This is a genomic window from Mucilaginibacter dorajii (assembly GCF_024808255.1).
GTDB lineage: Bacteria > Bacteroidota > Bacteroidia > Sphingobacteriales > Sphingobacteriaceae > Mucilaginibacter > Mucilaginibacter dorajii.
In genome coordinates this window covers 200,541-216,024 of sequence record NZ_JANTYS010000011.1, presented here as the reverse complement: position 1 = coordinate 216,024, position 15,484 = coordinate 200,541, and the positions used below count along the sequence as shown (strand labels likewise).

Below are 15,484 nucleotides of genomic sequence, written 5' to 3'. Positions count from 1 at the left end.
TAAAACAAATTAAACAATAAATAGATATTTGAATTTACAGCAATAAAACATTAGTAATAAAAAAGAGGCTGATCATGATTTATGATACAGCCTCGTTTGTTTTATGCCGATGAATGATTGTTGTTTTAACGTTTTATATCTACTGTTTGCTTACTACCTTTGTTTACCAATTATAAATTATACCCTTTGATGAAAAAGATACTGTGCCCGGGTTTATTGTTGATATTTTGTTTGAGTTTTTCTTGCTCAAAGGGTAAAAGTGAAACCCAAATAAAAACAGATCCCGCTGATACAGCTGCAACAATTGCCAAAGGGGCGGATGTGAGCTGGGTTACCGAAATGGAAGCCAAGGGTATTAAATTTTATGATAAAAATGGCACTCAAAAAGACCTTTTTGTTTTGCTGAAGAGTTTGGGATTCAACTCCATCAGGTTACGGGCATGGGTGAACCCAACCGCGGGTTATTGTAACACTGCCGACCTTGTAGCCAAAGCCCTTCGCGCCCAAAAACAAGGCTTCAAGATCATGATCGATTTTCATTACAGCGATGATTGGGCCGATCCGGGTAAACAAACAAAACCTGCCGCCTGGGCTTCCCTTGATTTTGCCACACTTAGCGCCACTTTACATGATTATACAAAAAGTGTAATGAACACTTTAAAAAGTAATGGCATAACGCCTAACTGGGTACAGGTTGGCAACGAAACCAACGATGGTATGCTTTGGGAAGATGGCCGGGCATCAAAAAACATGGCCAACTTTGCTGCGCTTATTAAAAGTGGCTATGCCGCGGTTAAAGAAGTAAGCCCAACAACAAAAGTTATTGTCCATATTTCTAACGGGTACGATAATGGTTTATTCAGGTGGATGTTTGATGGTTTAAAGGCTAATGGGGCGCAATGGGATATTATAGGTATGTCGTTGTATCCATCCAAAACCAATTGGCAAACGCTGGATGCGCAATGCCTTACCAACATGAATGATATCGTAACGCGCTACGCAACGCCGGTAATGGTGGTTGAAGTAGGGATGGAGGCTAATGCTTCTGCTGAGTCCAAAGCTTTCCTTACAGATATGATCAGTAAAGTAAAATCAGTTAACACGAATAACGGATTAGGTGTATTTTATTGGGAACCGGAAAGCTACAACAGTTGGCAGGGGTACGGATTAGGCGCTTTTGATACAACGGGCAAGCCAACTATCGCCTTAGATGCTTTTGCCAATTAAAGGTTTGGCGTATCGGCCAGATGTGATTATATTAGCCTTCATATCCCCATCACCTTGAAATACAAAATTTTGATATTTATTGCCATGCTTTTTGTTTCCTTAGGGGTAATGGCGCAGCAAACGGCTCCGGATACTGTAAAAACAGGAATTTATATTACCAGTATCCACGATGTTAATTTTAAGGACAAGGAATATACCATTGATCTTTGGCTTTGGCTGAAATACAAGAACAAGAAATTTGACTTTTTACAAAATCTGGAAGTGCCGCAGGCAAAAACGGTCACTAAATCATTTTCAACAATAGATTCAAGTAAGAACAGGGTATACATGCTCATGAAACTGCAATGTGTGATGAAAGATTCGTGGGCTATCAATAATTTCCCGTTTGATAAGCAAAAACTCAGGTTTTCAATAGAGAATTCGCAATTTGACTCGCACTCCTTAATTTTTGTGCCCGATAATTTAGGTAAGCATTTTGATCCCCGTTTTGTTTTGCCAGGTTGGAAGATTGACAGTCTTAGTATTTTAGCGGGTACAAAGATTTATGAAACAGGTTTTGGCGATGACAGCCTTGCCAAGCCCCATACAGAATACAGTAATTTTAGAGTAAAGATACAGATAGACCGCGATGCGATGGGTCTGTTTTGGAAAATGTTCCTGGGCATGTATGTAGCATTCCTGATTGCCTACATGTGTTTTTACATTCATACCGATAGTATTGATTCCAGGTTTGGATTAAGTGTAGGCGCATTATTCGCGGTTATAGGCAACAAATATATTGTAGATTCGGCACTGCCTGAATCTACAACCTTTACCTTAGTAGATACTTTGCACGGAATTACCCTGCTTTTTATTTTATGTATTATCATTTGCACTTCTTATTCGCTTAAATTAATTAAAAAAGAAAAGATAGATAAAGCGATAAAGTTTGATTTTCTAAGTGCGCAGATTTTGCTTGGGATATACGTTTTATTGAACGGATACTTTATTTTTATGGCAGAAAGGGGATAGGTTCAATAAAAGTATTTTGTAAGAAACTATTTAAAAATCTTCCCAAAATATCTAAATAAATTCTGCTAAGTACATAGTTGCCGGCGAGCACCACGGAAATACGATAGGGTGAATCGTCCTAAAAAAAGTTTGCCTTTTACCGATTAGTCCTGTGGTAAGTTTACACGATTTCTTTTAAAGTTAGGCCAGATTGCTGATAACCAGATAGGAAAGTGTTCCATATTTTTACTTTTTTAAAAGTCTAACTAATTGACTGTCAATATAAATGCGTTCCAAAGCGTTCCGCGTGCTCCACCTGTTCCGGTGGAACTGTATTGAATAATTACAAGCAAAACAAAAACATCCTGACTATCAAGCCCAAAGCAAAAGAAATATTTCCACTTTTTTAAACAGAAACAACCGGCGACAACAACCGGTTGTTTCTGCTTTGACTGAATTCAACCAGTTTAGGTATAAAAAACATCAATTCACACAGGTATTTTTAATATAAAGGAAACCATTTTACCTGTCTCGCCGTATAAAAGAGCGAAATTAATTTAGCTACAACTATGTTTAAGGCCTTATATCGCTGGTTGTAAATAATATACTCCTCTTAAGGAGTTTGGTTTCAACCTTCACCTGATTATCAAAAAAGCCGAAACTAAAAGATATTAAGGTTAATGAAGAACCGTTTACTTGTATTTATTTTTCTGTTTATATCGCTGCGGGCTTACACCCAATGTTCATTAAGTGTAAAAATAACATCTTCAGAACCCGGCATCTGCGCTGGTAATACAATCGCATTAACAGCAGCACCTGCAGGGGGAAGCGGATCTTATAGTTACGCCTGGAGTACCGGTGAAACAACAAATGTTGCCCACGTTAACAAAGCCGGCAATTACACCATAACGGTTACCGATAAATCCACCGGTTGTACAGCTACCGGAAATACAGCGGTAAATGTAACCCCTACGCCCAATGCACCTACCGTAACTGGTGGTGGAATCGTGTGCCAGGGAACGAGTGCCCACCTGGCTGTTACTTCATCTGGCGATAGTTTTCAATGGTATAAAAACGCGACAGACATTACTCCTTTTCATACTGGCACCAGTTACGATACTGATCCTGTTACATCATTTGCTATAGTTTATGTAGAAACTACCACTAACGGGTGTACAAGTGCGAGGTCAACTGTTGTTGTAAGTGTGGTATCGAAACCTGTAGCACATGGGGCGAGTGCCTGTTATGGCAGCCCGGTAACATTGTCCGTAAGTGGTGGCGATAATTTTCAATGGTATACTTCTTCAACCTCAACAACATCGGTAAATTCAGGTACTACATTAAACATTAGCTCACTCACCAAAACAGTTACTTATTATGTTGAGTCGATTGCTAATGGTTGCGCCAGTGGACGTACACCGGTTACTGCCGTTGTAACATCAGCCCCACAAGCACCTGTTGTTGCTCCCAACCAGGGTGTGTGTTCAGGTAATGTCATCACTTTACATGCTGATGCGCCTGCCGGGGTAGCTCAGTGGTATGATGTACCATCGGGTGGCACACCGCTCATTATCAGCCCCGATTACACTACGCCTGCGCTAACGGCCAATACTACCTACTATGTTGAAACCAACTTAAATGCTTGTTTAAGTAGCCGTGTCCCCGTTGTTGTGAACGTAAATCCAATACCTGTTGCTCCATCAACCCAAACCGTTAATGGCTGTTATAACAGCAGTGTTCATCTCACGGCAAGTTCAACACCGGGAACATATCAATGGTACTCCGACGCTGATGGCAAACACTTGTTAAAAACAGGTAATACCTATGATTCGCCTGCTTTAACCCACGATATCACTTTTTACGTAATGGCTGTAAACTCGGGCTGTAACAGTACATTAAGCCAGGTGAATGTTATTGTTGCAGCTCCCGTGCCGGCGCCTTCGGTTGTAAATCCGCCGATGATCTGTAATGGGGCAACAGCAGAACTTACAGCAACTGCACCAGGCGGCACTTATCAATGGTTTAGTACAGCCATAGGGGGGACCCCTTTGCCGACAATAGAAAATGGTAAATTTACAACTCCTCCTTTAAGTGCTACCACAACCTATTATGTTCAAACTACAGTTGGGTCTTGTACCAGCGCACGGACGCTTGTAAAAGTGCCCGTCCTTGCACCTTTAGCACAGCCAGCTGCCACCGGTGCCAGTATTTGCGCCGGCGATATTGCAACATTAATTGCAAGTGGCCCGACGGGCGATTATGGGTGGTATAACGCTGCCGGCGATCTGCTGCAGGTGGGCAAAACATTTAATACCCCCGCGCTAACAACAACTACCACCTATTATGTAAAAGTAAGTAACAATGGGTGTTCAAGTAATCAAACGCCTGTTCAGGTAGTTGTTAATGCATCACCGCAGGCACCGACCGTCAACCCCGGACCGACAATTTGTCCCGGAGAAGCCGCCAGCCTATCGGCCAGCGCACCTTCCGGCCAAACAATTGATTGGTTTGCTGTACCTACCGGAGGCGTATCGCTTCATACCGGCCCTACTTACCAAACTGATAAGCTTTCCGCCGATAGAAGCTATTATGTTCAAAGCACCTTGGGTACTTGTGTAAGTACACGCACGCAGGTTAATGTAACGCTAAATATCACTGGTACTACTTTCCATTATCCTTCAAGTACTATAATTACCACAGGTGGTGATCCCGTTCCGGTTATCGATAACCCATCGGGGCCCAATACGTTTAGCGCGCCAGCTGGCATTGTATTTATAAACACCGCTACGGGTCAAATAGACGCGAGTGCCAGCAAACCCGGAACTTATAAAATTACACTTACCAGTAATGGTACGTGCACAGGTACATATTCATCCATAATTACGATAACAGATCAAGCATCAACAGCATTTAAATATGATACGCCGGTTTGCCAGGATGGCAAAAACCCCAGGCCGATATTTGATCCCGGTGCCAATGCCGGCTTTTTTAGTTCGGCACCGTCGGGGCTTACCTTTGTAAGTGACTATACCGGAGAAATAGATCTTTCGAAAACCAATCCCGGTACTTATACCGTTACCAATGCAATACCTGCAAGCGGCGCTTTCCAGGGATCTGTATCTCAGTCACAAATAACAATTGATAAGGCAATTAGCATTAGCGCGGGGGCAAATAAAAGTGTTCCGCTTAATACACCTGTTACTTTAAATGGCAGTATAAGCGGATCAATAGGTGGCACCTGGACGGGCGGCGCAGGCAAATTTTCAGATATTCATGATCTTCATGCTGTTTACACTCCCGCTGTTGATGAAGGGCTGGCAAAGTTAACGTTAACCTCAAACGCCTCTCCGGATGGCTGTAGCGCTAAGTCAGCAACTGTAACTATAACTTTTAATACTACGCCTCCTGCGCCAACAGCACAAGGTATTGAAGCTTGTATAGGTAGCAGCGTTACGCTAACGGCTACAGCACCGGGCGGAATTTATAACTGGTATGCCGACCCTGTTGGCGGGAGTTCGTTAAAACAGGATGCCAACTTCCAAACACCTGCGCTTACCACAACCACATCATATTACGTGGAAACAACAGTAAATGGTTTAACCAGTCCGCGAACTAAAGTCACAGTTTCCATTTACGGTGTGCCATTGACCCCTGTTGTATCGCAAGATCCTATTACCACCTGCAGCGGCAATGTGGTTCAGATTAAAGCAAGTGGCTCTGTTGGTACATATGAGTGGTTTAACGAGTCGGGACAGTCGGTAGGCACAGGAGATGTGCTGATAACTTCACCTTTGAGCAGCAGTACCTTTTATGACGTTCAGGCGGCAATAGGGCAGTGCGTAAGCGAACGCAAGAGAGTTACCGTAACCGTAACAACTGCGCCATATATTACCAGCAGATCATCAGACTTTGTTTGCAGCGGTAATCCTTTAGGTTATACCATTACGGCCAATATATCTTCTTCTACATTTTTATGGAGCCGGGCAGCTGTGGCGGGTATAAGCAATCCTGCTGCATTAAATCAAACTACCACCGATATTACAGAAACCCTTGTTAACACAACAGCCAACCCCATTAATGTAACTTATGTAATAACCCCGGTAAATGGCTCTTGTTCGGGTGAGCCTATTAACTATGTTGTAACTGTTTATCCAACACCTGCCATAACAGGCTCCGCAAAGGATAAAGTATGCTATGGTATTACTGCTAATTATGTTATACAGTTTAATACCTCCAATACTTCATTTACCTGGAGTAGAGCTGCTTTGCCTGGAATTTTTAATGCGACGGTTACCGGCCAGGCGTCGGCCGTGATAAAAGAGGTATTGTTTAATACCACGAACGAGCCTATTGATGTTCCGTATACCATTAATTACAAAACCAATGATTGTGACGGGGTGCCTTTCAATTATATAGTGACTGTAAATCCACAAATCAATATTACCAGCGACGCTGCTTCTCCGGCCTGTAACGAAACACCACAGGGTTATACTATTACTTCAAACGTTGCGGCGGCTACCTTTGAGTGGACCCGGGCCGCTGTTGCCGGTGTGAGTAATCCTGCCGTTACAAAAACAGGCGCTTTGATAGATGAAGCCCTTATAAACACAACCGGTGCTCCCATAAATGTTGTTTATACAATAACTCCTTCGGCCTATGGTTGCACGGGCGAGCCCTTTGCGCATATTGTAACCGTTAACCCCAAACCAGATGTTCCAAAAGCCAATAGCAATTCTCCGGTTTGCGTGGCCAGTACCATACAATTACGCACACCCTCTATTGCAAGAGCAACTTACCTGTGGACTGGCCCTGGTAACTTTTCGTCAACCGCGCAAAATCCCGATATCCCGGCAACAGAGGCTGCTGGTGGAATCTATAACTTATTTGTAACTGTGGGCGGTTGCACAAGTGACGCCGGCTCGACTACTGTAAAGGTGAATAAGCCACCTATGGTAACCGCGAATGGACCAGGGCTGGTTTGTACAACAGCAACATCAATACAGCTAACCGGAACTGTTGGTGGTGGCACCACAACCGGTATCTGGAGCAGTAGCAGCGGCGGAACCGGCTTTTCGCCATCAATAACAACAGTTGGAGATGTGCAATATACACCAACGGCGCAAGATAAGCAGAATGGCTCTGTTACTTTAACCCTATCATCAACCAGTACCGATGATTGTACAATTGCCACAGCCAGCGTAGTAGTAAAATTTGGTCTGACACCAGGCGTGGATGCCGGTAACGATCAGGAAGTTTGTTCACAAGATACACGGGTTCAATTGGCCGGTAAGATTTTGTTATCTGGGGCAACAGGATTTTGGTCTACTGCGAAAGGCGATGGAACATTTCAAGCGGGCAATCAGCCTAACGCGGTTTATTTGCCAGGTGTTAATGATAAAAAGAATGGCTCGGTAATATTAACGTTTAATATAAACGACTCCGGAGAGTGTTATACCACTACCGACAATGTGAAAATAACATTTATGGCACCACCCGCTTTAATTACAGAACACATACGATATGTATTAAAGGGTAATACCATTACGCTACACCCAACAGTGCAGGACGAAACGGTAACTTATTTATGGACAACTACCGGCGACCCTAATAATATCAACGATATCCACGCTAAGAACCCAGTGATCACCGGGGGGCAAACCGACCAGACTTATATATTAACAATTACCGATAAACTGGGATGTGTAACCTCTGATATCACCAATATCGTTGTGTCTCCTCAGCTATCCGTTTCTAATGCTTTTTCACCCAACGGCGATGGAACCAACGATAACTGGGAAATAGTTGGCCTGGTAGCTTACGAAAACTCAACGGTTGATGTATTTAACCGTTACGGAGCGCTCGTCTTTCATTCTAAGGGCTACGGTGTCCCATGGGATGGTACCAGTAACGGTCAACAAGTACCGGTTGGGGTTTATTACTACATTGTTGACACTAAGGTAAACAGTAAGAGGTTTACCGGCTATGTTACCGTTTTAAGATAATGGAACGTGAGTGGGTGTTCCATCGGAACGGGTGGAACGCATAGAACACCCCGAACACCTTTATTGCTGATAATCAAGTCATTAATGTTTATAAAAAAAACATACTCGCGGAACAGCTTAATAGTTGAGCATCAATAACTTAAGTTAAAAAAGAAAAAATTAACCGCAATTTACCCGCCGGTACTGACAAAACAGTGTCACCATTTATCACTATCAACCACTTAACCCCAAAGCGTTAATTTACGTTACTTTTTTTCCTGTACTTACATCGTTTCAAGTTAAATATGTGGTTCATAATAGCATATAAAATATTTTCAAAACGAGATTAATCCAACTTTTAACCGAGGATATTAAGCAGGTCTTTTTTTGAAAGCGATTGAATAAACGATTGATCTGTATTGACAAGATTATCTGCCAGGCCTCTTTTAAACTCCTGCATCTGCATTATTTTTTCCTCAACGGTATCGGGGCAAATCATGCGCACCGCTACTACCGGTTTATTTTGCCCAATGCGATGCGAGCGGTCAATGGCCTGGTTTTCTACAGCTGGGTTCCACCATGGATCAACCAGGTAAACATAATCGGCTTCGGTTAAATTTAAACCGGTACCACCGGCTTTAAGGCTAATGAGGAATACGCTGATATCCGGATTGTTTTGAAATTCGTTTACCACAGTTTCCCGGTTTCGGGTGCTGCCAGTAAGCCAGCAAAAGCTGATTTTACGTGCGGTTAATTCAATTTTGATCAACTCCAGCATCGATACAAACTGGGAAAACACCAATATTTTATGCCGATGTGACTTGCTTTGAATTTGCTCTATCAATAATTCAATTTTGGAAGATTCGGCTCCTGGTGGCTTTTCTCCCTCAATCAACAACGGCGAATTGCAGATCTGCCTCAGCTTTGTCAAACCTTTAAGTACATTCATCGGCGTTTTCCTTAACTCATCACTGGTTGTGGCCGATATGTATTCGCGAAATTCTTTCTCGTAAGCATCGTAGATCTTCCGCTGTTCTTCCTTCATTTCGCAATACAAAACCATTTCGGTTTTTTCGGGTAGCTCTGCCGCTACCTGCTGCTTGGTTCGCCTTAATACAAAGGGTTTTATTTTATGCTGAAGTTCGGCGGCCCGTTTGTGGCTTTTAAATTTGTCGATAGGTACGGCATAAATATCCTTAAAATATTGCTTTGTACCTAATAAGCCAGGGCAGGCGAAAGATAATTGTCCGTAAATATCAAAAGTATTGTTTTCGATAGGCGTGCCGGTTATGGTGATCCTGTTACGCGATTTTAGCAAGCGTGCCGCCTTATAACGTTGTGAATCGGGGTTTTTGATCTGTTGCGATTCATCAAGAAAAACGTAATTAAACTGGTAATTCTTTAAAAAAGTAATATCGGCCAATAAAGTGCCATATGAGGTAAGTATGATCTCGTAATCGTCAAAGCCTGCGGTACTTTTGATCCTGTCGGCCCCGTAAATGGTATGAATTCTGATAGATGGCGCAAACTTTTGCACCTCGGCCTGCCAGTTAAAAATAAGCGAAGTAGGCACCACCAGTAGGTTGGTTTTGTGACTTACCTTTTTGCGTTGCAATAGTATAAAGGCTATGATCTGCATGGTTTTGCCCAGCCCCATATCATCGGCCAGGCATCCGCCAAAATTAAAATCATCCAAAAAGTTAAGCCAGTTTAAACCTTGCTGCTGGTAGGGGCGAAGGGGGGTAAGCAGTTCTGGCGATACCTCAACTGGTTTAATGCTGTCAAAGTTGGTGAGTTTTTCGCGGTAAGTAAACAATTCGGCTTTCACTTCCTCGTCCATAAACTGCTGATCAAATAACTCGGCAAGGGCCTGGTAATTGATCTTATGGATACTTAAAATATCATCATCCGTGATCTCGCCGGCATTGAAATATTTGCCGAATTTTTCGATCCATTCCAGGGGCAATATGCCTAAGGTACCATCATCAAGCTGTACATATTTGCTTTTATTGCGTACCGCTTTATGCACCCGTTTTAACGTAGTTTTCTTTTTGCCAAAACTCACGCCAATCTCGGTATTAAACCAGTTGATGCCACTGAGTACCCTTATGGTGATGTTTACCTTATTGGGGTTTAGTTTATTGCCTTCCAGCTCATTGAAGCCTAATACGGTTACACCGTGATTTATCCAGTCGGCAAATACGTTTAAAAACCAGTCTTCATCTAAAAAATGCTTTTTATGCAGGTAAAAATAATGCAGGTCGTTATCTAATTGTTCGGCAAAATAGGGGTGTTGTTTAACCAACATGGCGGTAAATTCTACTTCGGCTGGATCATTCCTTTTTACCAGAAATTCGTTGCCTTTTTGGTCAACCCCAAAAATCTGCCGTTGGGTGCGGATGGGAATTTCACTTTCGCCATAACGAATTACGGGGATGATCATCACGTGGCTGCCAAAATCAGATAGGTAAATGATCTGCTCGGTTTCTTTATCAAAACCCTCTTGTTTGAGCTGGGTAGGCGTGGCCGGCTTAATGTGCTGGTAAACAATATCGATCTTATCCTCAATTTTGGTGAGCAGCTTACTTTTAAATTCCTGGTATTTTGATTGATGGATAAGCAGGTTTTCCGGTCGCTTTTTCATCAGGTCGATGATCCCCAGCAATTGAACGTTATCGGCCAGGTAAAGCACATCGTTCAGCAAGATAAAATAAGTGAATTTTACATGGAGGTCTTTCAAAGGATAGGTACTACGCTCCAAACGGAGTAGCCCCGTAAACTCAAAAAACGGCCCCTTCGGTTTTACGTTCAGGCTGATGTTGTTGGGGAGCAAGGCAACTTTAACGGGTATGATAGATGTAGCGGTGATGTTTTCAGAGATTTCGCTGTTGTGGTAATAGAAATTATACCCTAAAGGATTTTTGACTATCGCGCGCAAGGCTACAATATCGGCGGCAGATCTTTTACCATTAATATGATTCTGAAACTTGTTTACCGCGGAGAAAAATTTCAGCCGTTCATGGTCATCGGTATCCCAAATGTGCTCCATAGGATTCATCAATACCAGCGGGTTTTTAATCTTCCCGTTTTTAGCTGTTTGCGCGTTGTAAAGTTCAATAAACAGGTACTTATAATACTTATGCTGCTTGATGACGATGCATACCGAACGGTCGGTATCCTGATCTTGTAATGGCGCAACATCCGGTACGGAAACAAGTTCGGAATAGGCATCCAAGCTTTCTTTTGTTACTGGGATCAACGACGATAACCGCGGAGTAATGAAGGCTCTTTTATCATCAAAAGTGATTTGCAGGTACTCGTCTAAATCCGGTTCGTTTTCAAGTCCGTAATCAACGGCTGCTTTTTTCAGCCGGTCATGTCGCAGTGTATTATTAAAAAATATTGCCAGGTCATTGTTTCTGATAACGGCGGTTAAAACCAACGCCTGGTGAACGCATAACCTGTTTGGATAACTATCGCACCTACACTTAAGGGTTAGCTTTTCATCTTCCTGATCTATACTGACTATGGGGAAGTCTTTATCATAATCATGGCAAAAGGAAGCATGGTTTATCTCAATAAATTGCGGTGTAACATGGCGATATAAAGAAGGGTGATTATCAAAACCGGCCGATGCCCTTTGAAATATAGTGGTTTCGGAGATATCATTAAAGGCGATATCATCAAAAATGTAAAGGTGTTCCCGGCTATCGTCCTCTTCGTAAGCTGTTAATGTATCCACTTAATTCTCCTGGCGCTGTTTGGTAAATATCTTAACATTTGGGGAAAGTATCGGGATTAGAAGAAACAAAATATAAAAACCTGCACATTTATTCCTTTAATTTGCAGCTATTGATCGTGTTAACTATATGAACCGGATTTGCCTTGTTGAGGATGAAGAAAAAGTAGCAGCCTTTATTTCAAGAGGCTTGCAGGAGCATGATTATATTGTGGTTCATGTAAATGAGGGCATTTCGGCACTTGATGTGATAGCCGCACAATCTTTCGACCTGCTCATACTTGACCTGATGTTGCCAGACATCAGTGGCCTTGACCTTTGCCGGCAGGTAAGAAAAGACAACCCAACCATCCCCATATTAATGTTAACCGCCCTTGACCGGGTTGACGACAAAGTTAACGGCTTACAGGCCGGTGCTGACGATTACCTTGTAAAACCTTTCCATTTTAGCGAGCTATTAGCCCGGATAAGCGCCTTACTAAGGCGTTTTAAACCTGTGGTTCCGCAAGATGAGGGCCTGCTGATGTTTAGCGATCTTAAATTGAATACGTTTACTAAAACGGCCTGGCGCGCCGGTGTAGAAATAACCTTAACTACCAAAGAATATCACCTGCTTGAGCTTTTTATGCGCAATGCCAATAAAACACTGTCGAGGGATTACATTGCCGAAAAAGTATGGGACATTCAGTTTGATACCGGCACCAATTTTATTGATGTGTATGTGAATTATCTGCGTAAAAAAATAGAAAAGGGCGGCCAAATGAAGCTCATTCATACGGTGATTGGTATGGGTTATATTTTAAAGGATAAAGGCGTATGAAAATAAAAAACCGGCTTGCCCTTAACTTTACATTGCTTAGCTCAGCCTTGATATTGGTGATCATGGCGTTGATGTACCTTGCGTTTGCGCGTTTTTTTATCAGCGATTTTTATGGACATTTAAGAGACAGGGCCAAAGTGGCTGCACAATTATACCTGGAGGCTGATGAAATCTCTTCTGATTCACTGAACCATGTTCGGGAGCGGATGCTGGAGAAACTCCCTAACGAGGTTATACGCGTTTATGATGGTAATAACATGGCTTCGTTTATCAAAGATAGAGACCAATATTGGAGTATTAACACTATTGAAGATGTTCGTAAAAAACAAAGTGTAAGCTTTAAGGAAGGTAACCGGCAAACCGTAGGTATTTATTACCACGATAACCAGGGTAATTTTGTAATCCTCGCTTCGGCGTATGATCAGCAGGCCGCGATGCGTTTATCGGGCATTATCAAAATTATGGCGGTGATATTTATACTGGTGAACTGTGTTTTGTTTTTTATAGGGCGATGGTTTGCACAACAGTCATTATTACCTATAGATGGGTTAATAAAACAGATGAAACAAATAAACGCCAGCAATTTACATGTAAGGGTTGATGAAGGAAAAGGTAAAGATGAGATAAGCGCGCTGGCCCTTAATTTTAACCGCCTTTTAAGTCACCTGCAAAATTCATTTGAGTTGCAGCAAACCTTTGTTGCTAACGCGTCGCATGAATTACGCACGCCCATAACCAGCATTATTGGCGAGGTTGAAGTTACGTTAAATAAGCAACGCAGCACTGCCGAGTACGAACAATTGCTGGGGTCGATATTGGTTGATTCGGAAAGGCTCAAGGAAACTATCAATAGCCTGATGGAACTGGCCCAAACAGATATGGAGTACACCCGGGCACAGCTTGAACCGGTACAGGTTGATGAACTGTTATGGGATTTGCAGCATTATTGGGCATCGGCACAAAACCACCCCCAGTTGCAGGTACATATTGATGAGCTGCCAGATGAGCAGCAGGCCCTGTTTATAAACGCCAACGTAACCCTGTTAAAAATTGCCTTGAATAATATTATTGGTAACGGTTTCAAATTTTCAAATAATAAACCGGTTACCTGTAGTTTATTTGCCAATGGTAAAACCATAGTTATCACCATAAAAGACCTGGGTATAGGCATACCATTTGCCGATCAGGAAAAAATATTTACCCCATTTTACCGTGGTGCAAACGGGCGGGTATTTGATGGTAATGGGGTAGGCCTATACGTGGCTTTCAAAATAATACAGTTATTTAACGGAATAGTAACCATGCAGTCGGCCATTAATGAGGGTACTTCTTTTACCATCAGCTTTACACCAACATTCTAATCTCTTTCTAATGTCGTTTTAATGTGCCTCTAATTTGGGTGGGATAGCTTTGTTCCAAACAAATATACTATGCACTCCAAATTTGTTATCGTTCTTTTTTCAATTCAACTATGGTGTATAGCTGTCGGGGGCAAGGCTTTTGGCCAATCCCCCGGCAGCGATACCCTTAGGATGACATTGAAAGAGACAGAAGCACAATTCCTGAAAAATAACCTCGATCTCATTGTTCAGCATTATAGTATTGACCAGGCCCAGGCGCAAATAATTACAGCCCGCTTATTCAATAACCCCGATTTTAGTTTTGCCAATGTTTTGTATAACCCGCAAACTAAAAAGTTTTTTGATACCAGCCATGACGGAGGCGAATACTCGGCTCAATTATCCCAGCTTTTCCAAACAGCAGGCAAGCGTAACAAAAGTATCCAGCTGGCACAAATTGGCGTTCAGCAGGCGCAATATCAATTATTTGATCTGCTGCGTACCTTAAGGTTCACACTGCGGAGCGATTTTTATAAGATCTATTTCCAGGAGCAATCTGCAAAAGTTTACCAGGAAGAGATCAACTCGCTGGCTAAAACACTCTCGGTTTTCCAGGAACAATACACTAAGGGAAATATCGCCCAAAAAGAAGTACTGCGTATTCAATCGCAGCTGTACTCATTACAATCGGAACTTAATGATCTGATGGACGGCATTGACGATACGCAAAGCGAACTGAAATTAATGATAAGGGCAAACCCTCAAAGCTTTGTGGTACCTGTAGTTGACATTAACCTTGAAGGCAAATCAGTTGTTTCTGAAGTGCCTTATCAGCATTTGGTAGATTCGGCCTATGCCAATCGTTACGATTTGAAAGTTGCCCGTTCTGTGGTCGACTATAATAATATCAACCTTAAACTACAAAAAGCCAACGCCGTACCCGATCTTACTTTTTCACTGGCTTATGATAAACAGGGTAGTTATGTGCGCGACTATTCAAGCGCCGGCATAGCGTTTTCGCTTCCGTTTTTTAACCGCAACCAGGGTGGTATTAAACAGGCCCGCATAGCGGTTGATGCAAGCAAGGTACAATTGCAAAGCCAGCAGGATCAGTTAGAAAGCGATATAGCCAATGACTACAAAGGCGCTTTGCGACTGGAAAACCTGTATAACAGTTTCGACCCTAAATTTAAGCAGGATTTTAACCACCTGATACAGGAGGTATTTAAAAACTACCAGAAGCATAATATCAGCCTGTTGGAGTTTTTGGATTTTTATGAATCGTATAAAACCAATACGCTGCAACTCAATAATCTTCAGCTTAACCGTATCAGCTCGCTTGAGCAGTTAAATTTTGCCACCGGGACACCATTCTTTAATCAATAAT

The 15,484-nt window shown here is 42.4% G+C and carries 7 protein-coding genes; 6 read left to right on the top strand and 1 reads right to left on the bottom strand.

The genetic code is table 11. The features are described from left to right. The first annotated feature begins 189 nt into the window (after window positions 1–189). From FHS10_RS16705 to FHS10_RS16695, 3 genes are all read left to right on the top strand, one after another. Entirely contained in the window at window positions 190–1,227 is a 1,038-nt protein-coding gene (locus FHS10_RS16705) for a glycoside hydrolase family 53 protein (protein WP_259092609.1), read from the top strand. Window positions 1,228–1,281: 54 nt separating this feature from the next. Continuing rightward, window positions 1,282–2,238: a ligand-gated ion channel gene (locus tag FHS10_RS16700; protein ID WP_259092608.1), complete on the top strand. Its 957-nt coding sequence runs from the start codon at window positions 1,282–1,284 to the stop codon at window positions 2,236–2,238. A gap of 659 nt (window positions 2,239–2,897) precedes the next feature. Further along, on the top strand, window positions 2,898–8,219 hold the full coding sequence (locus FHS10_RS16695; RefSeq protein ID WP_259092607.1) for an Ig-like domain-containing protein: 5,322 nt from the start codon (window positions 2,898–2,900) through the stop codon (window positions 8,217–8,219). Window positions 8,220–8,556: 337 nt separating this feature from the next. On the opposite strand, the gene FHS10_RS16690 is transcribed toward FHS10_RS16695, so the two are convergent. Then, a complete protein-coding gene (locus tag FHS10_RS16690; protein ID WP_259092605.1) occupies window positions 8,557–11,940 on the bottom strand; it encodes a DEAD/DEAH box helicase in 3,384 nt (1,127 codons plus the stop codon). Window positions 11,941–12,067: 127 nt separating this feature from the next. Here FHS10_RS16690 and FHS10_RS16685 point away from each other — a divergent pair, with 127 nt between their 5' ends. From FHS10_RS16685 to FHS10_RS16675, 3 genes are all read left to right on the top strand, one after another. Further along, entirely contained in the window at window positions 12,068–12,757 is a 690-nt protein-coding gene (locus FHS10_RS16685; protein WP_259092603.1) for a response regulator transcription factor, read from the top strand. Continuing rightward, window positions 12,754–14,118 (top strand): sensor histidine kinase, encoded by a 1,365-nt coding sequence (locus tag FHS10_RS16680; protein WP_259092600.1) that lies wholly within the window; start codon window positions 12,754–12,756, stop codon window positions 14,116–14,118. The genes FHS10_RS16685 and FHS10_RS16680 overlap by 4 nt, the downstream gene beginning before the upstream one ends. Before the next feature lie 69 nt (window positions 14,119–14,187). Beyond that, a complete protein-coding gene (locus FHS10_RS16675; RefSeq protein ID WP_259092597.1) occupies window positions 14,188–15,483 on the top strand; it encodes a TolC family protein in 1,296 nt (431 codons plus the stop codon). The last annotated feature ends 1 nt before the right edge of the window (window position 15,484 follow it).

What these genes read in the sequence shown, in the direction of transcription:
- FHS10_RS16675 (WP_259092597.1), top strand. Translation starts at nt 14,188, where the DNA reads ATGCACTCCAAATTTGTTATCGTTCTTTTTTCAATTCAACTATGGTGT.
- FHS10_RS16685 (WP_259092603.1), top strand. Translation starts at nt 12,068, where the DNA reads ATGAACCGGATTTGCCTTGTTGAGGATGAAGAAAAAGTAGCAGCCTTT.
- FHS10_RS16680 (WP_259092600.1), top strand. Translation starts at nt 12,754, where the DNA reads ATGAAAATAAAAAACCGGCTTGCCCTTAACTTTACATTGCTTAGCTCA.
- FHS10_RS16705 (WP_259092609.1), top strand. Translation starts at nt 190, where the DNA reads ATGAAAAAGATACTGTGCCCGGGTTTATTGTTGATATTTTGTTTGAGT.
- FHS10_RS16695 (WP_259092607.1), top strand. Translation starts at nt 2,898, where the DNA reads ATGAAGAACCGTTTACTTGTATTTATTTTTCTGTTTATATCGCTGCGG.